Below are 23,369 nucleotides of genomic sequence, written 5' to 3' on the forward strand. Positions count from 1 at the left end.
TCGAGACAACAATGAAAGACCACGTCGACCTGGTGCTGTCCCAATGGGCGCACGAACGCCCCGACCTGGACGTCTCGTCCATGGCCGTGCTGGCGCGTATTTTCCGGTTCAATACCGCCGCGCTGCGGCGCATCGAGCCGCTGTTTCGCGCCGCCGGCCTGCACCAGGGACAGTTCGACCTGCTGGCCACGCTGTATCGCGCAGGCGCCCCGCATGCGTTGTCGCCGCAGCAACTGACCGCTGCCCTGCTGCTTTCCTCCGGCGCCATGACGCACCGGCTCGATCAACTCGAACAGGGCGGCCTGATCGCGCGCAGCCCCAACCCGGACGACCGGCGCGGCGTCATCGTCTCGCTCACGCCCGCGGGCCTGCGCACCATCCGGCAGATCCTGGCCGACTACCTGGAGGCAATCGACGCCCTGTTGACGCCCCTGTCGGCCACCGAGCGCCGCCAGCTGGCGGGCCTGCTCAAGCGCCTGCTGGCCGAACACGACCGCACGACGCCGGGAGGCATCCCGCAATGAGCTCCGCGCGCGCGCGCCTGACCGCGCCCATCGTCCTGCTGATGTCCGTGGCCACCGGCCTGGCCGTGGCCAGCAACTATTACGCCCAGCCGCTGCTGCATACCATCGGCGCCGAATTCGCCCTCACCACCGCCACCGCCGGCGCCATCGTCACGGTGGCCCAGCTCAGCTATGCCGTGGGCCTGATCCTGCTGGTGCCGCTGGGCGACCTCTACGAGCGGCGCACCCTGATCGCGCTGATGACCGCCCTGTCGGCCGTGGGCCTGCTGCTGTCGGCCTTCTCGCCCGGCATCGGCTGGCTCATGCTGGGCACCGCCGTGACCGGCCTGCTGTCCGTCGTGGCGCAGGTCCTGGTGCCGTTTGCCGCCACCCTGGCCGAACCGCACGAACGCGGCAAAGTGGTCGGGGCGGTCATGAGCGGCCTGCTGCTGGGCATTCTGCTGGCGCGCACCATCGCCGGCGCGCTGGCCGATCTCGGCAGCTGGCGCACCGTCTACTGGGTGGCCGCCATCCTGATGCTGCTGATGTCGATGGCGCTGTGGCGCGTGCTGCCGCGCTCGGTCAACCCGACGAGGCTGAGCTATCCGCGCCTGCTGGCCTCGATCGTCCAGCTTTACGCGCAAGAGCCCTTGCTGCGCGCCCGCTCGGTGCTCGGCGCGCTGCTGTTCGCCGCGTTCAGCATGCTGTGGACGCCGCTGACCTTCCTGCTGTCCGGCCCGAACTACGGCTATTCCAATACCACCATCGGGCTGTTCGGTCTGGCCGGCGCCATCGGCGCCTATGGCGCCAACCGGTTCGGCCGCCTGAACGACCGTGGCCAGGGCAACCGCTCGACGCGCCAGGGCCTGCTGCTGCTGCTGGCCTCGTGGCCGCTGCTGGCCTGGGGCGCCCACCACGTCGCGCCCCTGCTGGCCGGCGTACTGGCCCTGGACCTGGCGATCCAGGCGGTCCATGTCACCAACCAGAGCGCCATCTATCGCCTGCGGCCCGAGGCGCGCAGCCGCCTGACCGCCGGCTACATGACCTCGTATTTCCTGGGCGGCGCGGCGGGATCGCTGCTGTCGGCCTGGATCTACGCCCACGCCGGCTGGCTGGGCGTCACGGCGGCCGGCGCGCTGACCTCGCTGGCAGCCCTGCTGTACGGGTGCCTGGCGCGGTCGGCGCGCATCCCGGAAACCACGCCGGCCCCTGCGATCGCCTAGCACCTCCTATAATCGATGGTTTTGACCGCCCGCGCCCTGCCGGGCGCGGTCCGTTACCTATTTTTTCGCACGAGTCCATGCAGGAACGCTACCAACCCAACTCCGTCGAAGCAGCCGCCCAGCAAACCTGGCAGGCCCGCGATGCCTATCTGGTGCACGAGCACGCCAAGAACCCCGACGGGTCGGAAAAACCCAAGTTCTACGCCTGCTCCATGCTGCCCTACCCCAGCGGCAAGCTGCACATGGGACACGTGCGCAACTACACCATCAACGACATGATGGCGCGCCAGCTGCGCATGCGCGGCTACAACGTGCTGATGCCGATGGGCTGGGACGCCTTCGGCATGCCCGCCGAGAACGCCGCCATCAAGTCCAAGGTACCGCCGGCCAAGTGGACCTACGACAACATCGCCTACATGAAGAAGCAGATGAAGGCGATGGGCTTGGCCATCGACTGGTCGCGCGAAATGTGCGCCTGCGACCCGAAGTATTACAAGTGGAACCAGTGGCTGTTCCTGAAGATGCTGGAAAAAGGCATCGCCTACCGCAAGACCCAGGTCGTCAACTGGGATCCGGTCGACCAGACGGTGCTGGCCAACGAACAGGTCATCGACGGGCGCGGCTGGCGCTCGGGCGCCCCGGTCGAAAAGCGCGAGATCCCCGGCTACTACCTGCGCATCACCGATTACGCCGAAGAACTGCTGGACCAGGTGAGCACCAACCTGCCGGGCTGGCCCGAGCGCGTGCGCCTGATGCAGGAGAACTGGATCGGCAAGTCCGAGGGCCTGCGCTTCGCCTTCCCGCACCGCATCGCCGGCGCCGACGGCAAGCTGATCCAGGACGGCAAGCTGTATGTGTTCACCACCCGCGCCGACACCATCATGGGCGTGACGTTCTGCGCGGTGGCGCCCGAGCACCCGCTGGCCACCCATGCCGCGCAGTCCAATCCGGCGCTGGCCGCCTTCGTCGAGCAATGCAAGCTGGGCGGCACCACCGAGGCCGAGATGGCCACGCGCGAAAAGGAAGGCATGCCCACGGGCCTGACCGTCACCCACCCGCTGACCGGCGCGGAAATCGACGTCTGGGTCGGCAACTACGTGCTGATGACCTACGGCGACGGCGCCGTGATGGGCGTGCCGGCGCACGACGAGCGCGATTTCGCCTTCGCGCGCAAGTACGGCCTGCCGATCCGCCAGGTCGTCGCGCTGGAAGGCAAGACCTACTCCACCGACGCCTGGCAGGAATGGTACGGCGACAAGCAGGCCGGCCACACCGTCAACTCCGGAAAATATGACGGCCTGGCCTACCAGGCCGCGGTGGACGCCATCGCCGCCGACCTGGCGGCCCAGGGCGTGGGCGAGAAACAGACCACCTGGCGCCTGCGCGACTGGGGCATTTCGCGCCAGCGCTACTGGGGCACGCCCATCCCCATCATCCACTGCGCCGATTGCGGCCCGGTGCCCGTGCCCGAGCAGGACCTGCCCGTGGTGCTGCCCGACGACCTCATCCCGGACGGCTCGGGCAACCCGCTGGCCAAGAACGAAGCCTTCCTGTCGTGCTCGTGCCCGCGCTGCGGCAAGCCCGCGCGCCGCGAAACCGACACCATGGACACCTTCGTGGACTCGTCCTGGTACTTCATGCGCTACACGTCGCCGGACAACGACCAGGCCATGGTCGACGCCCGCAACGATTACTGGATGCCGATGGACCAGTACATCGGCGGCATCGAGCACGCGGTGCTGCACCTGCTGTACGCGCGCTTCTGGACAAAGGTCATGCGCGACCTGGGCCTGCTCAACTTCGACGAGCCCTTCACCAAGCTGCTGTGCCAGGGCATGGTGCTGAACCACATTTACTCGCGCAAGACGCCGCAGGGCGGCATCGAATACTTCTGGCCCGAGGAAGTCGACAACGTCTACGACGCCAAGGGCGCCATCGTCGGCGCCAAGCTCCAGCGCGACGGCTCCGAAGTGAATTACGGCGGCGTGGGCACGATGTCCAAGTCCAAGAACAACGGCGTCGACCCGCAGTCGCTGATCGACACCCTGGGCGCCGACACGGCGCGGCTGTTCGTCATGTTCGCCAGCCCGCCCGAGCAGACGCTCGAATGGTCCGACTCCGGGGTAGAGGGCGCCAACCGCTTCCTGCGCCGCCTGTGGGCGCTGGGCTACGCGCAGCGCGAGGCGGTCGGCCGCGGCCTGGCCACCGGCGCCGACTGGGCGCAGGCCCCGGCCCCCGTCAAGGAATTGCGCCGCGAGGTCTACGGGCTGCTCAAGCAGGCCGACTACGACTACCAGCGCATCCAGTACAACACGGTCGTGTCGGCCTGCATGAAAATGCTCAATGCCATCGACGACGCGCCCCTGCCCGAAGGCCCCGCCGCCGATGCCGCGCGCGCCGAGACCCTCGGCCTGCTGCTGCGCGTGCTGTACCCCGTGGTGCCGCACATCACCTGGCACCTGTGGCAGGATCTCGGCTACGCCGAGCACCTGGGCGACCTGCTGGACGCGCCCTGGCCGCACGTCGACGAGGCCGCCCTGGTGGCCGACGAGATCGAGCTGATGCTGCAGGTCAACGGCAAGCTGCGCGGCTCGATCCGGGTTGCCGCCAAGGCGCCCAAGGAAGACATCGAGCGCATCGCCGCCGCCCAGGAAGAAGTGGCGCGCTTTCTCGAAGGCCGTCCGCCCAAGCGCGTCATCGTCGTGCCGGGCAAGCTGGTCAACGTCGTAGGCTGACAGAGGTCCACAAGCATGAACTTCGCCGGGCACTTCCTGCATTTTCCCCGCCTGACCTGGCCGCGCGGCATCGCGCTGGCGATGCTCATGCTGCTGGCCGGCTGCGGCTTCACCATGCGCGGCGTCACGCCCCTGCCGTTCGATACGCTGTATGTCGGCATTCCCGACAACACGCGCTTCGGCGCGGACGTGCGGCGCGCGCTGCGCGCCGCCTCGCCGAATACCCGCCAGGTGCCGACCAGCAAGGACGCGCAGGCCATCCTGCAGCAGGTCAACACCGACCGTACGCTGCGCGAGGTTTCGCTCAATGCGCAGGGCCGGGTCGAGGAATACGAACTGGGCATCGACTACACGTTCCGCCTGATCGACGCCAAGGGCAATGCCCTGGTGCCCGACACCACGATGTCGATCTATCGCGAAATGCCGTATGACGACCAGGTCGTGCAGGCCAAGCAGGGCCAGATCGACGCGCTGTACCAGTCGATGGAAAAAGAGCTGGTCAACCGCCTGCTGCGTCGCCTGACGGCCCCCGACGTGCACGAAGCCGCCGCCAGGGCCGCGGCCGGCACGCTGGATCCCGACGCGCCGGTCTACGACCCCAACCAGGCCACGCCCGCCAGCCAGCCGTCGCCCTGGAACACCCCCAACGCCTACCCCGGCATGGACACGCCCTGACGATGGCCGCGCCCCTGGACAGCGACGCCCTGGCCAGCCACCTCGCACGCGCGGGGGGCCGGCTGGCGCCGCTGTACACGGTATCGGGCGACGAGCCGCTGCTGGTCACCGAGGCCGCCGACGCCATCCGCGCGGCGGCGCGCGCGGCCGGCTACACCGAGCGCACCTCCATGGTCATGGACGCGCGCAGCGACTGGAGCGCGGTGGCGGCCGCCACGCAAAGCGTCTCGCTGTTCGGCGACCGGCGCCTGCTGGAACTGAAAATCCCGACCGGCAAGCCCGGCAAGAGCGGCGGCGAGATGCTGGCCCGGCTGGCCGACCAGGCGCGCGACCAGGCCGACGCCGACACGCTCGTGGTCGTGGCCCTGCCCCGCCTGGACAAGGCCACGCGCGAAAGCAAATGGGCCCAGGCGCTGGCGCGCGGCGGCGTCATGGCCGACATCGCCAACGTCGAGCGCGGCCGCCTGCCGGCCTGGATCGGCATGCGCCTGGGGCGCCAGAACCAGCGCGCCGACACCGCCACGCTGCAATGGATGGCCGACAAGGTCGAGGGCAACCTGCTGGCGGCCCACCAGGAAATCCAGAAACTGGGGCTGCTTTACCCGGAAGGCCAGCTGGCCGCCGAGGACGTCGAACGCGCCGTGCTCAACGTGGCGCGCTACGACGTCTTCGGGCTGCGCGACGCCATGCTGGCCGGCGACACGGCGCGCACGGTGCGCATGCTCGACGGCCTGCGCGCCGAGGGCGAAGCCCTGCCGCTGGTGCTGTGGGCGGTCGGCGAGGAAATCCGCCTGCTGGCGCGCGTGGCGCAGGCGCGCCAGCAAGGCCAGGACGCCGGCGCACTGATGCGCCGTCTGCGCATTTTCGGCGCCCACGAACGGCTTGCGCTGCAAGCGCTGGGCCGGGTCGCGCCCGGCGCATGGCCGGCGGCCGTGCAGCACGCCCATGAAGTCGATCGCCTGATCAAGGGCCTGAGCGTACCGGGCCGGCTGGCCGATCCCTGGGAAGAAATGACCCGGCTCGCGCTGCGCGTGGCCGCGGCCGGCGCCCGACCGTGAAGGCGGCCTGGCCGCCACCTCCGTCCCGCCGACCGGCCCGCCCCGCGCATCGGTCGGGCTAAACTTCAGCCATGCATGCCGGCCAGCCGCCGGCCAGACATTACAAGACCAGAACGCAGCCATGTCCTCTATCGAAACCTATATGCAGTCCGTGGGCGAACAGGCCCGCACCGCCTCGCGCGCCATGATGCGCGCCACCGGCGCCGCCAAGAACCAGGCCTTGCTGGCCATGGCCGAGGCCATCCTGGCCCAGCGCGCCGAACTGCAGGCCGCCAACGCCAAGGACGTGGCCGCCGCGCGCGCCAACGGACTCGAAGCCGCCCTGCTCGACCGCCTGACCCTCTCGGACCGCTCGATCGCGCTGATGGCCGAGGGCCTGCGCCAGATCGCCGCCCTGCCCGACCCGGTCGGCAGCATTACCGCCACCAGCGTGCGGCCCAACGGCATGCGCGTGGCGCAGATGCGCGTGCCCCTGGGCGTGATCGGCATCATCTACGAATCGCGCCCCAACGTCACCATCGACGCCGCCGCGCTGTGCCTCAAATCCGGCAACGCCACCATCCTGCGCGGCGGCAGCGAAGCGCTGCACTCCAACGTGGCGCTGGGGCGCATCGTGCAGGCGGGCCTGCAGGCCGCCGGCCTGCCCACGGCCGCCGTGCAAGTGATCGACACCACCGACCGCGCCGCCGTCGGCAAGCTGGTCACCATGACCGAACACGTCGATGTGATCGTGCCGCGCGGCGGCAAGGGCCTGATCAGCCGGCTGGCGCAGGAGGCGCGCGTGCCGCTGATCAAGCACCTGGACGGCAATTGCCACGTGTACGTGGACGCGGCCGCAGATCTCGCCAAGGCGCACGACATCGCCTTCAACGCCAAGACCTATCGCTACGGCGTGTGCGGCGCCATGGAAACCCTGCTGGTGCACGCCGACGTGGCGCAGCGCCTGCTGCCCGTGCTGGGCCAGGCGCTGCACGAGCACGGCGTCGAATTGCGCGGCTGCGCCCGCGCGCTCCAATGGCTGCCCGAGGGCAAGCCGGCCGACGACGCCGACTGGGCCACCGAGTACCTCGGCCCCATCCTGGCGGTGCGCGTGGTCGACACGATCGACGAAGCCATGGACCACATCGCACGCTGGGGTTCCGGCCATACCGACGCCATCGTCACCGAAAACCTGTCGGCGGCGCAGCGCTTCCAGCGCGAAGTGGACTCCAGCTCGGTGTACGTCAACCTGCCCACCTGCTTTGCCGACGGCTTCGAATACGGCCTGGGCGCGGAAATCGGCATCTCGACCAACCGCCTGCATGCGCGCGGCCCGGTCGGCCTGGAAGGCCTGACCACCCTCAAATGGGTGCTCAACGGCGAAGGCCAGGTGCGCGGATGATGCAGGCCGGCATGTATTCTCAAACCGTCACCTTCCTGTTCAGCCTGTTCGTCCTGTGCTTCATCACCTGCACGATCAGCGGCCTGGTGCTGTTCCTGTTCAAGGCGCGCCGCGCCAACGAGGAACTGCGCCACCCGCTGCTGCAGCATCGGCCGTTCAAGCAGTATCCGTTCGCGATCCAGGCTTCGATCATGCTGGACTACTTCCTGCGCCTGGCCTTTCCGCGCACCAAGTGGTGGCTGATCGGCCATGCCAACAAGCAGCTGGCGCATGTCGATCCGAAGCGTGTGCCGCTGGACGTCAAATGGCCCATCATCGGCTTCTGGGGTGCCTGCTGGCTCGGCCTGCTGGCCATGATCTCCCTGTGGGCCATGCTGCTGCTGGGCATGTAGGCCACGACGCCGGGCCGCGGCCTCAAGGCCCGGCCAGCGTCACCGGCGCGCCGCGCGCCTCGATATCGGCGCCCGCCGCCAGGCACAGGTCTTCCCGGAAACGCGCCGCCACCACCTGCACGCCCAGCGGCGCCGCGCCCACGCCCGGCATCGCCAGGGCCAGCCCCGGCAATCCCATGAACGGCAGGCCGACCTGGGTCAGCTGGGCGCGCCAGACGCGCCGGTATGCATCGGCGCCCTGCAAATCCAGGTCGTCGGCAAACGGCGGCTCGGCCGACACCGGCAGCAACAGCACGGGATAGTCTTCGAAGAACAGCTGCCAAAGGCGCGTCAGCGTCGCCCGACGCGTCAGGGTCGCCGTGTACCCGGGCAGATCGAGCGCCCGCGCCGCCTCCTGCTGGCCGCGCAGCGCCACCAGCGCGCCGGGGTCGCCCTCCTGCTGCGCGGCGCGCAGCAGCGCCTCGTAGCCGTCGGCCAGCCACATGCGGATCTGCAGATCGGCCGCCTCCTGCAGCGGCGGAATGGCGCAGGTCTCCTCGACCTGCCAGCCCGCGTCGCGCAGGCGCGCCGCCGCCTCGTAGAGCGCCGCGCACACCGCCGGCTGGGTCTCCAGCCCGTCCGGCGATACGCACAGCGCGGCCCGGCGCGGCGCCGGCGGCCCCTCCAGGGGTACCGGCATCCACCACGGGTCGCGCGCGTCCCTGGCCGCCATCGCGGCCAGCCCCAGGCGTAGATCGGCCACCGTGCGCGCCAGCGGCCCGGACACCGCGGTAATCTGCCCGCCCAGCGAGCGCTCCGGCAAAGCCGCGTTGTACGCCGCCACGCGCCCCAGCGAAGGCCGCAGCCCGTGGACCCCGCAGGCATAGGCGGGATAGCGGATCGAGCCGGCGATATCCGTACCGTGCGCCAACTGGCCTATGCCCGCGGCCACCGCGCTGGCCGCGCCGCCCGAAGAGCCGCCCGGCGTCAGGGCCGCATTGCGCGGATTGAGCGTGCGGCCATGCAGCAGATTGGACGTGAACCAGCGCAGCGAGAACGCTGGCGCATTGGTGCGCCCCAGGATGACCGCGCCGGCGCGCCGCAGGTTGTCCACCACCGGACTGTTGGCCTGGGCAATCACGTCTTTCTGCAACGCGACGCCGTTGCTGGTCGCAAAGCCCGCTTGGTCGATATTGATCTTGACCGTCACCGGCACTCCCGCCAGGGGTCCGGGATCATCGCCGCGCGCAAGCGCCGCATCGATCTCATCGGCTTGGGCCAGCACCTCGTCGGGACGCCAGTCCACCACGGCATTCAGGCGCGGATTGACCTCATCCAGCCGCCGCAAGGCCGCCTCGGCCGCGGCGCGCGCCGACACCTCGCGCGCGCGGATCGCCTGCGCCAAATCGCTTGCCGACATGCGCCAGAGCTGACTCACAGGGATTCCTCCTCGATGCGTGCATGACGCGCCCCGACCGCGGCGAGCGCTGCGGGCGCAGCGCTCCACCATAGCGCCGTCGTGCCGCCGCCGTCCAGCGCCCGCTTGCGCCGCGTCGCCGACGCGCCCAAGATAGGCGCGTGCGCCCGTGCGCGACGCACGCCTATGCCCGGAGCCCGACATGAACCCACCCGAACACGTCGTTTCCCCGCCCATTGCCCGCGTCGCCGTCGTCGGCGCCGGCACCATCGGCGCAAGCTGGGCCGCCCTGTTCGCCGCCCGCGGCCTGCGGGTCACCGTCACCGACCCCGCGCCCGGCGCGGCCGAATCGCTGCGCGGGCGCATCGCCGACATCTGGCCGGCCCTGGCCGCCGCCGGCGCCATCCAGGACGGCGCCGATCCCGGCGCCGTGCGGTTCGACGCCGATCTGCAGGAGGCCTTGCAGGAGGCCGACTTCGTGCAGGAGAGTGCGCCGGAGCGCCCGGACTTCAAGGCCGACCTGTTCACCCGCATGGACGCCGCGCTGCCGCCGCACGCCATCATCGCCTCCAGCAGCTCCGGGCTGCCCATGAGCGCCCTGCAGGCCGGCTGCCGGCACCCCGAGCGCTGCGTCATCGGCCATCCCTTCAATCCGCCGCACCTGATCCCGCTGGTCGAAGTCGTCGCCGGCAGGCAGACCGCCCCGGCCGCGATCGAACGCGCCATGGCCTTCTACCGCAGCCTGGGCAAATACCCCATCCGCATCGACAAGGAAATCCCCGGACACGTCGCCAACCGCCTGCAGGCGGCCCTGTGGCGCGAAGCCATCCACCTCGTCGCCGAAGGCGTTGCCAGCGTCGCCGACATCGACGCCGCCGTCACCCAGGGCCCCGGCCTGCGCTGGGCCCTGTACGGCCCGCACATGACATTCCACCTGGGCGGCGGCGAAGGCGGGCTCGCCCACTTCCTCGACCACCTGCGGGGTCCCGTCCAGACCTGGTGGGACGACCTGGGCAAGCCGGAACTCACGCCCGCATTGCAGCGTAAACTGATCCAGGGCGTCGCCGCGGAAGCAGGCCAGCGCTCCATTGCCGAGCTGAGCGCCACGCGCGACGCACAACTGACAGCCATCCTGGCCATTCTTCGCCAACAAGGAAGCCCCCATCCATGAGCGACATCGCGCATCGCGAAACCCAGTCCCGCTTTGAAACCACCGTCGACGGCCAGCGCTGCGAGCTGGACTACGTCCTGCGCGACCACATCATGACCATCGTGCACACCGGCGTTCCCGCCCCGGTCGGCGGCCGCGGCATCGCCGCCGAGCTGACGCGCGCCGCCCTGGACACCGCCCGCCAACGCGGCTGGAAAGTCGTCCCGCAGTGCTCCTACGCGGCGGTCTACCTGAAACGCCACCCCGAATACCAGGACCTGCAGGCCTGACCGCGGCGGACCCGCATGCGCGTGGCCAGGCAGAAAAGCCCCGCCGGGCGCGCCTGCGCCACGCATCACGCCCCGAACCGCGCCCGGCGCCTGCCGCCTGCCACAATGACGCCGTGAAAAAGCACCCTTCATCCCCGGCCGCTTGCCCCTGCGGCAAACCGCGCGCCTACCCCGACTGCTGCGGCCGCTGGCACGCCGGCGCCCTGTTCCTGCAAGCTCCCGATGCCGAATCGCTGATGCGCTCGCGCTACAGCGCCTTCGTGCTCGATCAGTTGGACTATCTACTGCAGACCTGGCATCCGGACACCCGCCCGTCCGAACTCGAACCCAACGCCGCCGACATCAAATGGCTGGGCCTGCAAATCAAGGCCAGTCAGCAACAGGACGACACCCACGCCACCGTCGAATTCGTCGCCCGCCTGCGCCAGGCCGGCCGCGCCACGCGCCTGCATGAGCTGAGCCGCTTCGTCAAAGAAGAGCAACGCTGGTACTACGTGGACGGCGACATCCGCTGACGGCGCCATGGGCAAGCAGGTGCCCGTCCCCCTGCGGGGACAGGCACCCGGCGAGGTGCGGCGGATGCGGGCGCCTGGGCACCTGCCCGCGGTCACGGTTGGCGGGTGCGATGCCGAGGCAGGACTCCACGGCGGGTGTCTGTCCCCGCACGGGGACTGACACACGCTGCAGGCAGCACGGTCAGAAGCTGGGGATGTCTGCAGGTGCCCGTCCCCCTGCGGGGACAGGCACCCGGCGGCGTGCGGCGGATGCGGGCGCATGGGCGCCTGCCCGCGGTCACGGTTGGCGGGTGCGATGCCGAGGCTTGATTCCACGGCGAGTGTCTGTCCCCGCACGGGGACTGACACACGCTGCAGGCAGCACGGTCAGAAGCAGGGATGTCTGCAGGTGCCAGTCCCCCTTCGGGGACAGGCACCCGGCGACGTGCGGCGGATGCGCGCGCATGGGCGCCTGCCGTCACGGTTGGCGGGTGCGATGCCGAGGCAGGATTCCACAGCGGGTGTCTGTCCCCGCACGGGGACTGACACACGCTGCAGGCAGCACGGTCAGAAGCAGGGGATGTCTGCAGGTGCCCGTCCCCCTGCGGGGACAGGCACCCGGCGAGGTGCGGGCGCCTGGACGTCCCCCCAAAAACAAAACCCCGCGAGCCGTGAGGCTGCGGGGTTTTGAGCAATAAAAGCCTGACGATGACCTACTTTCACAGATGTACATCCACTATCATCGGCGCGAAGGCGTTTCACTGTCCTGTTCGGGATGGGAAGGAGTGGGACCACCTTGCTATGGTCGTCAGGCGTAACCGGCTAAGCGGTTGACGCATGGTCAACGGCTTGAATCTGGAAGAAGCACAGCGTGCGCCTGGCAGTCGGTTGGGACTGGCAGCGACGCGGGTTGCGTGTGTATGTTGTGTTGGTATGAACGGCGCTGGCGCTTACTGTCCAGCGGTAATAATTAAGACTTGAGAGTTATAGGATCAAGCCTCACGGGCAATTAGTATCGGTTAGCTTAACGCATTACTGCGCTTCCACACCCGACCTATCAACGTCCTGGTCTCGAACGACCCTTCAGGGGGATCTAGTCCCCGGGATACCTAATCTTCAGACGAGTTTCCCGCTTAGATGCCTTCAGCGGTTATCTCTTCCGTACTTAGCTACCCGGCAATGCCATTGGCATGACAACCGGTACACCAGAGGTACGTCCACTCCGGTCCTCTCGTACTAGGAGCAGGCTCCGTCAAGTATCCAACGCCCACGGCAGATAGGGACCAAACTGTCTCACGACGTTTTAAACCCAGCTCACGTACCTCTTTAAATGGCGAACAGCCATACCCTTGGGACCGGCTACAGCCCCAGGATGAGATGAGCCGACATCGAGGTGCCAAACACCGCCGTCGATATGAACTCTTGGGCGGTATCAGCCTGTTATCCCCAGAGTACCTTTTATCCGTTGAGCGATGGCCCTTCCATTCAGAACCACCGGATCACTATGTCCTGCTTTCGCACCTGTTCGACTTGTCAGTCTCACAGTCAAGCACGCTTATGCCATTGCACTATCAGCACGATTTCCGACCGTACCTAGCGTACCTTCGAACTCCTCCGTTACGCTTTGGGAGGAGACCGCCCCAGTCAAACTGCCTACCATGCACTGTCCCCGATCCGGATAACGGACCAAGGTTAGAACCGCAAACAAACCAGGGTGGTATTTCAAGGATGGCTCCCTCGAATCTGGCGACTCGAGTTCTGCGCCTCCCACCTATCCTACACAGGCCGGTTCACAGTCCAATGCAAAGCTACAGTAAAGGTTCATGGGGTCTTTCCGTCTAGCCGCGGGTAGATTGCATCATCACAAACACTTCAACTTCGCTGAGTCTCAGGAGGAGACAGTGTGGCCATCGTTACGCCATTCGTGCAGGTCGGAACTTACCCGACAAGGAATTTCGCTACCTTAGGACCGTTATAGTTACGGCCGCCGTTTACCGGGGCTTCGATCAAGAGCTTGCACCCCATCACTTAACCTTCCGGCACCGGGCAGGCGTCACACCCTATACGTCGACTTTCGTCTTTGCAGAGTGCTGTGTTTTTAATAAACAGTCGCAGCCACCGATTCTCTGCGACCCCTTCATGCTCAGCGCGCAGGCGCTTCACACTACCAGGGTATACCTTCTCCCGAAGTTACGGTATCAATTTGCCGAGTTCCTTCTCCTGAGTTCTCTCAAGCGCCTTGGAATATTCATCCCGTCCACCTGTGTCGGTTTGCGGTACGGTCTCGTACAGCTGAAGCTTAGAGGCTTTTCTTGGAACCACTTCCAATCACTTCGCGAGACTTGCTCGCTCGTGCCACACCCTTGATTCTCGCGCCCGGATTTGCCTAAGCGCCATCTTCAATGCAGCAACAGGGACATCCAACACCCTGATGACCTTCCGCGATCCGTCCCCCCATCGCACTGTACGACGGTGCTGGAATATTAACCAGCTTCCCATCAGCTACGCATCTCTGCCTCGCCTTAGGGGCCGACTCACCCTGCGCCGATGAACGTTGCGCAGGAAACCTTGGACTTACGGCGAGGGGGCTTTTCACCCCCTTTATCGCTACTCATGTCAGCATTCGCACTTCTGATACCTCCAGCAGCCTTTACAAGCCACCTTCGCAGGCTTACAGAACGCTCTCCTACCGCGTGCACTAAAAGTGCACACCCGCAGCTTCGGTTTATCGCTTAGCCCCGTTACATCTTCCGCGCAGGACGACTCGATCAGTGAGCTATTACGCTTTCTTTAAAGGGTGGCTGCTTCTAAGCCAACCTCCTGACTGTCTATGCCTTCCCACTTCGTTTCCCACTTAGCGATAATTCGGGACCTTAGCTGGCGGTCTGGGTTGTTTCCCTCTTGAGTCCGGACGTTAGCACCCGGTGCTCTGTCTCCCAAGCTGTACTTGCAGGTATTCGGAGTTTGCCATGGTTTGGTAAGTCGCCATGACCCCCTAGCCATAACAGTGCTCTACCCCCTGCAGTAATACTTGAGGCACTACCTAAATAGTTTTCGGAGAGAACCAGCTATTTCCAGATTTGTTTAGCCTTTCACCCCTATCCACAGCTCATCCCCTAGTTTTTCAACACTAGTGGGTTCGGTCCTCCAGCACGTGTTACCGTGCCTTCAACCTGGCCATGGGTAGATCATCTGGTTTCGGGTCTACACCCAGCGACTGGACGCCCTATTCGGACTCGCTTTCGCTACGCCTTCCCTATTCGGTTAAGCTCGCCACTGAATGTAAGTCGCTGACCCATTATACAAAAGGTACGCCGTCACCCCATAAAGAGGCTCCGACTGTTTGTATGCATACGGTTTCAGGATCTATTTCACTCCCCTTCCGGGGTTCTTTTCGCCTTTCCCTCACGGTACTGGTTCACTATCGGTCGATCACGAGTATTTAGCCTTGGAGGATGGTCCCCCCATCTTCAGACAGGATTTCACGTGTCCCGCCCTACTTCTCTTACGCCTAGTTCCACACTCTGCATTTCGTCTACAGGGCTATCACCTGCTACGGCCGGACTTTCCATTCCGTTCGACTATGCAAAATGCTAAATCGTAAAGGCTCTTCCGATTTCGCTCGCCACTACTTTCGGAATCTCGGTTGATTTCTTTTCCTCGAGCTACTGAGATGTTTCAGTTCACCCGGTTCGCCTCCACTGGCCTATGTATTCAGCCAGGGATACCGCTTGCGCGGTGGGTTTCCCCATTCGGATATCTGCGGATCAATGCTTGTTTGCCAGCTCCCCGCAGCTTTTCGCAGGCTACTACGTCCTTCATCGCCTGTGATCGCCAAGGCATCCACCATATGCACTTAGTCGCTTGATCCTATAACACTAAAGTCTTATAGGTGCTGTTCATTCGCGCTTGTGCCGTTCATAAGTTCAAAGCACCTGACCAAACGCTTGCGCGCCCAGCCAGTTCTTGAGACTTGGAACAAAATCATGCAATCACAACCCGTATCCGTCTTCATCGACTCGCGTCGACTACTAAACGAACACTTTACGTTGTGCTTCTTCCAAATTGTTAAAGAACATATATAGCTGTCGGGCCAAAACCCAACGCTTAACACTGACTCGCAGCACTAAGCGTTGCTCTCTCGCCTTCCTGGTCTCGCCTGCCAACCCGCTCCCATCTTCAAGACGGGCTCTGGTGGAGGTGAACGGGATCGAACCGATGACATCCTGCTTGCAAAGCAGGCGCTCTCCCAGCTGAGCTACACCCCCATTTCCCTCTCAGGAAACCTTGGTGGGTCTGGTTGGATTCGAACCAACGACCCCCGCCTTATCAAGACGGTGCTCTAACCGACTGAGCTACAGACCCGCGAAACCTTTCTCTCTCGGATCAGCAGCCACCGATCCAGCAGCTATATAACAACAACCGATAAGCGTGGACACTTGACACGAGCACTCAAGCTCTTAAAGGAGGTGATCCAGCCGCACCTTCCGATACGGCTACCTTGTTACGACTTCACCCCAGTCATGAATCCTACCGTGGTAATCGCCCCCCTTGCGGTTAGGCTAACTACTTCTGGTAAAACCCACTCCCATGGTGTGACGGGCGGTGTGTACAAGACCCGGGAACGTATTCACCGCGACATGCTGATCCGCGATTACTAGCGATTCCGACTTCACGCAGTCGAGTTGCAGACTGCGATCCGGACTACGATCGGGTTTCTGGGATTGGCTCCCCCTCGCGGGTTGGCGACCCTCTGTCCCGACCATTGTATGACGTGTGAAGCCCTACCCATAAGGGCCATGAGGACTTGACGTCATCCCCACCTTCCTCCGGTTTGTCACCGGCAGTCTCATTAGAGTGCCCTTTCGTAGCAACTAATGACAAGGGTTGCGCTCGTTGCGGGACTTAACCCAACATCTCACGACACGAGCTGACGACAGCCATGCAGCACCTGTGTTCCGGTTCTCTTGCGAGCACTCCCAAATCTCTTCGGGATTCCAGACATGTCAAGGGTAGGTAAGGTTTTTCGCGTTGCATCGAATTAATCCACATCATCCACCGCTTGTGCGGGTCCCCGTCAATTCCTTTGAGTTTTAATCTTGCGACCGTACTCCCCAGGCGGTCAACTTCACGCGTTAGCTGCGCTACCAAGGCCCGAAGGCCCCAACAGCTAGTTGACATCGTTTAGGGCGTGGACTACCAGGGTATCTAATCCTGTTTGCTCCCCACGCTTTCGTGCATGAGCGTCAGTGTTATCCCAGGAGGCTGCCTTCGCCATCGGTGTTCCTCCGCATATCTACGCATTTCACTGCTACACGCGGAATTCCACCTCCCTCTGACACACTCTAGCCCGGTAGTTAAAAATGCAGTTCCAAGGTTAAGCCCTGGGATTTCACATCTTTCTTTCCGAACCGCCTGCGCACGCTTTACGCCCAGTAATTCCGATTAACGCTTGCACCCTACGTATTACCGCGGCTGCTGGCACGTAGTTAGCCGGTGCTTATTCTGCAGGTACCGTCAGTTGCACAGGATATTAGCCCGTGCCGTTTCTTTCCTGCCAAAAGTGCTTTACAACCCGAAGGCCTTCATCGCACACGCGGGATGGCTGGATCAGGGTTGCCCCCATTGTCCAAAATTCCCCACTGCTGCCTCCCGTAGGAGTCTGGGCCGTGTCTCAGTCCCAGTGTGGCTGGTCGTCCTCTCAAACCAGCTACGGATCGTCGCCTTGGTAGGCCGTTACCCCACCAACTAGCTAATCCGATATCGGCCGCTCCAATAGTGCGAGGCCCGAAGGTCCCCCGCTTTCCCCCGTAGGGCGTATGCGGTATTAGCCACGCTTTCGCGTAGTTATCCCCCGCTACTGGGCACGTTCCGATACATTACTCACCCGTTCGCCACTCGCCACCAGGCCGAAGCCCGTGCTGCCGTCCGACTTGCATGTGTAAAGCATCCCGCCAGCGTTCAATCTGAGCCAGGATCAAACTCTTCAGTTCAATCTCTGTGTGTGGACCCTGATCGAAACCAGGATCCGTATCGCTTGCTCAAAGGAAGTGAGGTTTAAAAAACCTTACTTCATTCAGTGAGCACTTGATAATGCTTTGCTTTCGATGACGACCGTAGCCGCCATCGTGCGCTCGCACCAAGTGCCCACACTTATCGGTTGTTAAATTGTTAAAGAGCGGTCCTGCCAACCGGCCTTCCGACCGGCGCTGCGTTTTCAGCAGCAGAGAAACGAGATTATGAAGAAGTTTTTTCAGCTTGTCAAGTCGGCCTCGCCTGCTCCGTACCTGACTCACCCCCTTCCTCAAGGCCTGCGCCTCTCACCTGGCACTTCTCGAAACCCCCAGCACCCGCGCCTATCGGCATCAGGGTTAACCCTTGGGTTTCGGCAACTGCCAAGCCCGAAACTATAACACGACTTTTGCAGAATTTGCAACCCGAAGGCAGCGATTCGTTAACCGTCATGTAACAACACCTGCCAGAACCCCGGGAACCGCCACATCGGCATAATCCCGCTCGCCCCGCCCGGTGCTGCCCGCGCCTCCTGCCCTGGCTTGCCGGCTCCCGCACCTGGGCGGAGAACCTGCAAACCGCATGATTCGCGGTTCCGGCTTCGCATCCGGGACAACCCGAACTGCGAAGGGGGCGAACTATAGCACGTTTGCACGGGCTGTCAAAACGCCGCAACAAAACCCTGGTTGGCGGCGGCTGCCCCGCCTTGCGCGGGGGGCCGCCGCGGCCGCGCGCGCCTTGCGCACGGCCCCGGAGGACGCCCTTCTTTCTTATATATAGGCATGCGAACCACGGCTTGCATGGAGCCGGCCCGGCCCATGGCGGCGGGCTTGCGTCCCGGCGGCGGCCGGACCGTGGCCGCCATGTCCGCGCCTTACCAGGAACGCGACGGGCCGCATCGTTGGCGCGCCTGCCGCGCGGCGGCCTCGACCTTGACCCATGGCGGCGCGCCGATATCGCTGAGCATGTGTTCGTCCATTTCCATGACCTCGGCCAGAATGCGCGCCTGGCGGCGGCGTGCGATCCAGGCCCGCAGGCGAGCGCGCCACCCGGACGCGGGCTCGGCGCCGGCGCACAGCGTGCAGGGTGACAGGATGACGGGGGAGCAGGTGGTCTCAGCCATGGGAATCTCCGTGTACAGGTCTAGATGTTCAGGATATGCGTCCAAAGACCCATTGAAAATCGAATTGTTCCGCCCATGATGGTCAGTTATGCTTACCAGCATGAGCCGCCTGCCCCTGAATGTCCTGCCCGTGTTCCGCGTCGTCGCCGACCTGCAGAACCTGCGCGCGGCGGCGCTGCAGCTGCATTTGACGCACAGCGCCGTCAGCCAGCAGATCCGCACGCTGGAAACCCAGCTGGGCTTCGCCCTGTTCGATCGCCGTGCGCGCCGCCTGGTGCTCAATCCCGCCGGGCAGGCGCTGCTGCGCGCCACCGAGCCCGCCCTGGCGCTGCTGGACGAAGGCGTCCAGGCCGCCGCCGCAGCAGCGGCCGGCTCCGGACTGCGCCTGCGCATTTCGGTCCTGCCTTCGCTGGCACAGCTGTGGCTGCTGCCGCGCATGGCGCGCTGGCATGCGCACCACCCGGACATCGCCCTGGAGATCGAAACCTCGCAGCAGGTCGTGGACCTGCACCGCGAGGGCTTTCACGCCGCCCTGCGCTTCGGGCGCGGGCCCTGGGCCGGCCAGCAGTCCGAGCCGCTGTTCGATACGCCCACGCGCATGATCCTGGTGGCGGCTCCGGCCACAGCGCGGCGCCTGGCGGGCGCGGACCCGCAGCGGCTGGCCCACGAGCCGCTGCTGGGAGAACAGGGGTTGTGGCAGGCGTGGTTCCAGGCGGCCGGCGTGCGCGCCACGATCAAGCCGGTCGCGCTGTTCAACGACGCCGGCATGCTGGCCCAGGCGGCCGAACAGAACCTGGGGCTGGCGCTGGTGCGCGAACTGCTGGCCGCCGATGCGCTGGCCGCGGGCCGCCTGGTGCGCCTGTCGCCGCTGGCCATCGCCGCCGAGCAGCGGCAAACCTTCCACCTGGTCTACCGGCCCGAACTGAGCGACTGGCCGCCGCTGCAGGCCTTGCGCCAATGGCTGCACGACGAGCTGGCGCTGGCGCGCGCCACGCTGGCGCACGAGGCCGGCACGCCGCCACGGCGCCGGCGCGCCAGGCCAGCGGCGTAGAATCCTGCCCCTGACGGCCAGGCTGCCCGCGTACACGGCGGGCAGCCGCGCATGCGCCCACCCTCGCGCACGCGTACGCCCCCGGCCACCCGCCGACGCGCGTACGCCCGCCGCATTCGCCATGTTTTTCACCGGCCCGCCGCCCGCGCGGCAATGCCGCCGCGCACCCGCGCCGGCGGGCCATGCTTCAAGGAATCACCACGCCATGCAGGCCATCGCCCGCCTGAGCCGCTTCGTCGGCAATACCTTCGCCATCTGGGTGCTGCTGTTCGCAGCGCTTGCCTATTACTCGCCCGAGCACTTCAAGTGGCTGGGGCAATACATCGTTCCCCTGCTGGGCCTGATCATGTTCGGCATGGGCCTGACCCTGTCGAAAGACGACTTCCGCGAGGTGCTGCATCGCCCGCGCGACGTGCTGATCGGCGTGCTCGGCCAGTTCATCATCATGCCCTCGCTGGCCTGGCTGCTGACCGCCGTGCTGGATCTCCCGCCCGAAGTGGCGGTCGGCGTCATCCTGGTGGGCTGCTGCCCGGGCGGCACGGCTTCCAATGTCATGACGTTCCTGGCCCGCGGCGACGTCGCGTTGTCGGTGGCCATCACTTCGGTGACGACGCTGCTCGCGCCCATCGTCACGCCGGCCCTGATCTACCTGCTGGCCAGCCAATGGATCGAGGTCAGCGCCGCGGCCATGTTCTGGTCCATCGTGCAGGTGGTCATCCTGCCCATCGTGCTGGGAGTGCTGGCGCAGTACCTGCTGCGCGAGAAGGTCAAGGTGTGCGTGGACGCGCTGCCGCTGGTGTCGGTGGCCGCCATCGTGGCCATCGTGGCGGCGGTCGTGGCCGGCAACCAGGCCCGTATCGCCACCAGCGGATTGATGATTTTCGCCGTGGTCGTGCTGCACAACGGCCTGGGCCTGCTGATCGGCTATCTGCTGGGCAGGGCCTGCGGGCTGGGCGTGGCCAAGCGCAAGACGCTTTCGATCGAGGTGGGCATGCAGAACTCGGGACTGGGGGTGGCGCTGGCCACCGCGCACTTCTCGCCGCTGGCCGCCGTGCCCAGCGCGATCTTCAGCGTCTGGCACAACATTTCCGGCCCGCTGGCCGCGACGCTGCTGCGCCGCTTCAAGGACGACGAGGCGGACGCGCCGGCGCCGGCCACGTCGGCCGCGGCCGCGCGCTGACCCAGCCGGCTTGCCTGCGCGGGCCCCCTCATGGGGGCCCGCCGCACATTCAGGCCACGCGCCGGGCCGCCGGCGCCGCCAGCCGCATCGTGTCGGTTTCGTTGTAGCGCTGGTGCCAGGAGAAGGCCTCCTCCAGCAGATGGGGCGTTTGCCCGCCGCGCCTGCAGGCGCGCTCGAAGTAATCGCGCAGCGCATCGCGGTACGAGGGATGCACGCAATGGGCGATGATGGCGCGAGCGCGCTCGCGCGGCGCCAGGCCGCGCAGGTCCGCCAGCCCGCACTCGGTCACCAGGATATCGACGTCGTGCTCGTTGTGGTCCACATGCGAGACCATGGGCACCACGCTGGAAATATCGCCGTTCCTGGCCATGGACTTGGTCACGAAGATGGACAGGTGCGCGTTGCGCGCAAAGTCCCCCGAACCGCCGATGCCGTTCATCATATGGGTGCCGCCCACATGGGTGGAGTTGACGTTGCCGTAGATGTCGAACTCCAGCGCCGTGTTGATGGCGATCACGCCCAGGCGGCGCACCAGCTCGGGCGCGTTGCTGATTTCCTGCGGGCGCAGCACGATGCGCTGGCGGTAGTGCTCGAGGTTGCCCAGGATGCGTTCGTACACCGGCAGCGAGACCGTGATGGACGAGGCCGAGGCGAAACTCAGCTTGCCCTGGTCCAGGAGTTCGATCGCGCTGTCCTGCAGCACTTCCGAGTACATGGTGAGCCCCTCGAATTCCGACTCGCCGAACCCGTGCAGCACGGCATTGGCGATCGTGCCGATGCCGGCCTGCAGGGGCAGCAGCGAGCGGCTCAGGCGCCCCTGGTTCACTTCCTGGCGCAGGAAGCCGACGATGTGGCCGGCGATGGCGCCGGTCTCCTCGTCGGGCGGCAAGGCGTTTGAGGGACTGTCCGGTTCGTTGGTGACGACGATGGCGGCGATCTTGTCGGGGTCCACCGCGATGCAGGGCGCGCCGATGCGCTGGTCGACCGACACCAGCGGCAGGGGCTGGCGGCCGGGCCGCGCGCCCGGGATCACGATGTCGTGCAGGCCTTCGATGGCCGCGGGCACGCCGAGATTGAGCTCGACGATGACCAGGCGGGCCTGCTCGACGAACGAGGCCGAGTTGCCGACCGACATGGTCGGCACGATGCCGCCGTCTTCGGTGATGGCAGCCGCCTCGACGATGGCGATGTCGATGGGGCCGATATGGCCGGCGCGCAACTGCTCGACGGTTTCGGACAAGTGCTGGTCGACAAAGGCGATCTCGCCCTGGTTGATCTTGCGCCGCAGCGTGGTGTCGACCTGGAACGGCATGCGGCGCGCCAGCACGCCGGCCTGCGCCAGCAGCTTGTCGGTGTCATGCCCCAGCGAGGCGCCGGTCAGCAGCGTGATGCGCAGCGGCTCGGCGGCGGCTCTTTCGGCCAGCGCCGCCGGCACCGATTTGCAGTCGCCCGCGCGCGTGAACCCGCTCATGCCGACGGTCATGCCGTCGTGGACCAGCCGGGCCGCTTCCTGGGGGGAAGCCAACCGGGCGCGCAGGCCGGGATGGCGAATACGTTCGAGATGCATGCTGTCTCCAGACATCAATGGTGGCCACGGCGCGCAGTCCGGGTGGGATTGCGTCGCGCCTCCTGTGCCCGGGCGCCGTCTGCCGCGGCGTTTTCCGTCAAAACGTCCACCGGATGGCCGGTGCGACCAAATTTTTCCGCAGTATAGGCAGCCCGCGGCAAATCTCGTAATGACTTAAAATCATCCAATCGATTCGTTTTTTTCATCGTTTGCGAGTTTCCGCCCATGGACGTGCGCGCCTTGCGCTACTTCGTCGAGACGGTGCGCACGGCCAGCTTCACGCAGGCGGCGCGCGCGCTGTTCGTGACCCAGTCGACAGTCAGCAAGATGATCCGCCAGCTGGAGGATGAGGTCGGCACGCCGCTGCTGATCCGCGACGGGCACACGGCCCGCCCCACCGATACCGGCCGCATCGTCTACGAACGCGGCCTGCACATCCTGGGCGCCATGCGCCAGCTGGACGCGGAGGTGCGCGAAGCGGTCGACCTGCAGCGCGGCGAGCTGGAGGTCGGCATCCCGCCGATGATCAACCTGCTGTTCACGCCGGTCGTCAAGCGCTTTCGCGAACGCCATCCGCATATTCGCCTGAGCCTGCGCGAGGACACCGGCCAGGCGGTCGAGCGGCTGGTGGCCGCCGGCGAACTGGAGGTAGGCGCCACCGTCCTGCCGATACAGGACCCCGGCCCGCTGCAGGCCACCCGGTTCGGCAGCTATGCGCTATGGGTGATCGGCCCGCCGGCGGCCGCCTGGGCAGGCAAGACCGCCCTGCCGCTGACGGCGCTGCGCGACCTGCCGCTGCTGCTGCCCACCGACGATTTCGCGCTGACCCGCCGCCTGCGCCAGGCCTGCGCACAGGCCGGCTTTGCGCCGCGCATCGCGGCGCAGAGCGCGCACTGGGACTTCCTGGCCGCGATGGCCTCGGCCGACCTGGGCGTGGCGCTGCTGCCCGAACCGCTGGTACAGCGCCTGAAGACGCGCGGGCTGAGCACGGCTCGCCTGGCCAAGGCCGGCCTGCAATGGGAAATCGGCCATATTCGCGTGCGCGACCGCTATCTGTCCCACGCAGCGCGCGCCTGGCTGGAAGTGGCCACCGAGGTACTGGGAAACGGCCAGCCCGCCCGCAAGCCGTCCCGCTGATA

16 protein-coding genes, 2 tRNA genes and 3 rRNA genes are annotated in these 23,369 nt (G+C 65.9%); 13 read left to right on the forward strand and 8 right to left on the reverse strand.

The window, feature by feature from the left end; translation table 11 throughout:
- Window positions 1-11 precede the first annotated feature (11 nt).
- The 7 genes from EL288_RS14990 to EL288_RS15020 all read left to right on the forward strand — a co-directional run bounded on the left by EL288_RS14990 (window position 12) and on the right by EL288_RS15020 (window position 7,967).
- On the forward strand, window positions 12-524 hold the full coding sequence (locus EL288_RS14990) for a MarR family winged helix-turn-helix transcriptional regulator (protein ID WP_003810260.1): 513 nt from the start codon (window positions 12-14) through the stop codon (window positions 522-524).
- Window positions 521-1,726: an MFS transporter gene (locus tag EL288_RS14995; RefSeq protein ID WP_126621979.1), complete on the forward strand. Its 1,206-nt coding sequence runs from the start codon at window positions 521-523 to the stop codon at window positions 1,724-1,726. The genes EL288_RS14990 and EL288_RS14995 overlap by 4 nt, the downstream gene beginning before the upstream one ends.
- Window positions 1,727-1,803: 77 nt before the next feature.
- Window positions 1,804-4,461 carry a leucine--tRNA ligase gene (gene leuS, locus EL288_RS15000; RefSeq protein ID WP_033452460.1) on the forward strand — a complete coding sequence of 886 codons (2,658 nt, stop codon included), beginning with the start codon at window positions 1,804-1,806 and terminating at the stop codon, window positions 4,459-4,461.
- Between the two features lie 15 nt (window positions 4,462-4,476).
- Window positions 4,477-5,136, forward strand: coding sequence for an LPS-assembly lipoprotein LptE (locus tag EL288_RS15005; RefSeq protein ID WP_003810254.1), 660 nt, complete (start codon window positions 4,477-4,479; stop codon window positions 5,134-5,136).
- A 2-nt stretch (window positions 5,137-5,138) separates the two neighbouring features.
- Window positions 5,139-6,194 (forward strand): DNA polymerase III subunit delta, encoded by a 1,056-nt coding sequence (gene holA, locus EL288_RS15010; protein WP_003810253.1) that lies wholly within the window; start codon window positions 5,139-5,141, stop codon window positions 6,192-6,194.
- A 121-nt stretch (window positions 6,195-6,315) separates the two neighbouring features.
- Window positions 6,316-7,575 carry a glutamate-5-semialdehyde dehydrogenase gene (locus EL288_RS15015; RefSeq protein ID WP_003810251.1) on the forward strand — a complete coding sequence of 420 codons (1,260 nt, stop codon included), beginning with the start codon at window positions 6,316-6,318 and terminating at the stop codon, window positions 7,573-7,575.
- A complete protein-coding gene (locus EL288_RS15020; protein ID WP_003810249.1) occupies window positions 7,572-7,967 on the forward strand; it encodes a hypothetical protein in 396 nt (131 codons plus the stop codon). The genes EL288_RS15015 and EL288_RS15020 overlap by 4 nt, the downstream gene beginning before the upstream one ends.
- A gap of 22 nt (window positions 7,968-7,989) precedes the next feature.
- On the opposite strand, the gene EL288_RS15025 is transcribed toward EL288_RS15020, so the two are convergent.
- Complete coding sequence (locus tag EL288_RS15025; RefSeq protein ID WP_003810245.1) at window positions 7,990-9,384, reverse strand: amidase family protein; 1,395 nt, start codon at window positions 9,382-9,384, stop codon at window positions 7,990-7,992.
- Window positions 9,385-9,565: 181 nt separating this feature from the next.
- On the opposite strand from EL288_RS15025, the gene EL288_RS15030 reads away from it, so the two are divergent.
- From EL288_RS15030 to EL288_RS15040, 3 genes are all read left to right on the forward strand, one after another.
- Window positions 9,566-10,534, forward strand: a complete 969-nt coding sequence (locus tag EL288_RS15030) for a 3-hydroxyacyl-CoA dehydrogenase NAD-binding domain-containing protein (RefSeq protein ID WP_033452462.1) — start codon at window positions 9,566-9,568, stop codon at window positions 10,532-10,534.
- Window positions 10,531-10,803, forward strand: a complete 273-nt coding sequence (locus EL288_RS15035) for a GNAT family N-acetyltransferase (protein ID WP_003810239.1) — start codon at window positions 10,531-10,533, stop codon at window positions 10,801-10,803. The genes EL288_RS15030 and EL288_RS15035 overlap by 4 nt, the downstream gene beginning before the upstream one ends.
- A 113-nt stretch (window positions 10,804-10,916) precedes the next feature.
- Window positions 10,917-11,318 (forward strand): YchJ family protein, encoded by a 402-nt coding sequence (locus EL288_RS15040; protein WP_003810229.1) that lies wholly within the window; start codon window positions 10,917-10,919, stop codon window positions 11,316-11,318.
- 679 nt (window positions 11,319-11,997) lie between these two features.
- On the opposite strand, the gene rrf is transcribed toward EL288_RS15040, so the two are convergent.
- The 6 genes from rrf to EL288_RS15070 form a co-directional block, all read right to left on the reverse strand.
- Window positions 11,998-12,110 (reverse strand): 5S ribosomal RNA (rrf, locus tag EL288_RS15045).
- Window positions 12,111-12,285: 175 nt separating this feature from the next.
- A 23S ribosomal RNA gene (locus EL288_RS15050) occupies window positions 12,286-15,167 on the reverse strand.
- Between the two features lie 322 nt (window positions 15,168-15,489).
- Window positions 15,490-15,565, reverse strand: a tRNA-Ala gene (locus EL288_RS15055).
- A 20-nt stretch (window positions 15,566-15,585) separates the two neighbouring features.
- Window positions 15,586-15,662: transfer RNA gene (locus tag EL288_RS15060), tRNA-Ile, on the reverse strand.
- A 97-nt stretch (window positions 15,663-15,759) separates the two neighbouring features.
- Window positions 15,760-17,290 (reverse strand): 16S ribosomal RNA (locus tag EL288_RS15065).
- The 16S, 23S and 5S rRNA genes sit together here with 2 tRNA genes alongside, the layout of an rRNA operon.
- An 893-nt stretch (window positions 17,291-18,183) precedes the next feature.
- Window positions 18,184-18,432, reverse strand: a complete 249-nt coding sequence (locus EL288_RS15070; RefSeq protein ID WP_019248843.1) for a DUF1127 domain-containing protein — start codon at window positions 18,430-18,432, stop codon at window positions 18,184-18,186.
- Window positions 18,433-18,520: 88 nt separating this feature from the next.
- Between EL288_RS15070 and EL288_RS15075 the strand changes: the two genes are divergently transcribed.
- Both EL288_RS15075 and EL288_RS15080 read left to right on the forward strand, forming a co-directional pair.
- On the forward strand, window positions 18,521-19,483 hold the full coding sequence (locus EL288_RS15075) for a LysR substrate-binding domain-containing protein (protein ID WP_003810223.1): 963 nt from the start codon (window positions 18,521-18,523) through the stop codon (window positions 19,481-19,483).
- A gap of 205 nt (window positions 19,484-19,688) precedes the next feature.
- Complete coding sequence (locus EL288_RS15080; RefSeq protein ID WP_042144000.1) at window positions 19,689-20,663, forward strand: bile acid:sodium symporter family protein; 975 nt, start codon at window positions 19,689-19,691, stop codon at window positions 20,661-20,663.
- Between the two features lie 49 nt (window positions 20,664-20,712).
- Here EL288_RS15080 and EL288_RS15085 read toward each other — a convergent pair whose 3' ends face one another.
- A complete protein-coding gene (locus EL288_RS15085; RefSeq protein WP_003810219.1) occupies window positions 20,713-22,230 on the reverse strand; it encodes an acetyl-CoA hydrolase/transferase family protein in 1,518 nt (505 codons plus the stop codon).
- Window positions 22,231-22,455: 225 nt separating this feature from the next.
- On the opposite strand from EL288_RS15085, the gene EL288_RS15090 reads away from it, so the two are divergent.
- Entirely contained in the window at window positions 22,456-23,367 is a 912-nt protein-coding gene (locus tag EL288_RS15090; RefSeq protein ID WP_010926318.1) for a LysR family transcriptional regulator, read from the forward strand.
- The last annotated feature ends 2 nt before the right edge of the window (window positions 23,368-23,369 follow it).

It is taken from the genome of Bordetella bronchiseptica (assembly GCF_900636925.1).
Lineage (GTDB): Bacteria > Pseudomonadota > Gammaproteobacteria > Burkholderiales > Burkholderiaceae_B > Bordetella > Bordetella pertussis.

Excerpts from the sequence above, each read along its gene's own strand:
- EL288_RS15030 (WP_033452462.1), top strand. The coding sequence starts at position 9,566 with ATGAACCCACCCGAACACGTCGTTTCCCCGCCCATTGCCCGCGTCGCC.
- EL288_RS15085 (WP_003810219.1), bottom strand. The coding sequence starts at position 22,230 with ATGCATCTCGAACGTATTCGCCATCCCGGCCTGCGCGCCCGGTTGGCT.
- EL288_RS15005 (WP_003810254.1), top strand. The coding sequence starts at position 4,477 with ATGAACTTCGCCGGGCACTTCCTGCATTTTCCCCGCCTGACCTGGCCG.
- EL288_RS15090 (WP_010926318.1), top strand. The coding sequence starts at position 22,456 with ATGGACGTGCGCGCCTTGCGCTACTTCGTCGAGACGGTGCGCACGGCC.
- EL288_RS14990 (WP_003810260.1), top strand. The coding sequence starts at position 12 with ATGAAAGACCACGTCGACCTGGTGCTGTCCCAATGGGCGCACGAACGC.
- EL288_RS15020 (WP_003810249.1), top strand. The coding sequence starts at position 7,572 with ATGATGCAGGCCGGCATGTATTCTCAAACCGTCACCTTCCTGTTCAGC.
- EL288_RS15070 (WP_019248843.1), bottom strand. The coding sequence starts at position 18,432 with ATGGCTGAGACCACCTGCTCCCCCGTCATCCTGTCACCCTGCACGCTG.
- holA (WP_003810253.1), top strand. The coding sequence starts at position 5,139 with ATGGCCGCGCCCCTGGACAGCGACGCCCTGGCCAGCCACCTCGCACGC.
- EL288_RS15015 (WP_003810251.1), top strand. The coding sequence starts at position 6,316 with ATGTCCTCTATCGAAACCTATATGCAGTCCGTGGGCGAACAGGCCCGC.
- EL288_RS15080 (WP_042144000.1), top strand. The coding sequence starts at position 19,689 with ATGCAGGCCATCGCCCGCCTGAGCCGCTTCGTCGGCAATACCTTCGCC.
- EL288_RS15035 (WP_003810239.1), top strand. The coding sequence starts at position 10,531 with ATGAGCGACATCGCGCATCGCGAAACCCAGTCCCGCTTTGAAACCACC.
- leuS (WP_033452460.1), top strand. The coding sequence starts at position 1,804 with ATGCAGGAACGCTACCAACCCAACTCCGTCGAAGCAGCCGCCCAGCAA.
- EL288_RS14995 (WP_126621979.1), top strand. The coding sequence starts at position 521 with ATGAGCTCCGCGCGCGCGCGCCTGACCGCGCCCATCGTCCTGCTGATG.
- EL288_RS15075 (WP_003810223.1), top strand. The coding sequence starts at position 18,521 with ATGCTTACCAGCATGAGCCGCCTGCCCCTGAATGTCCTGCCCGTGTTC.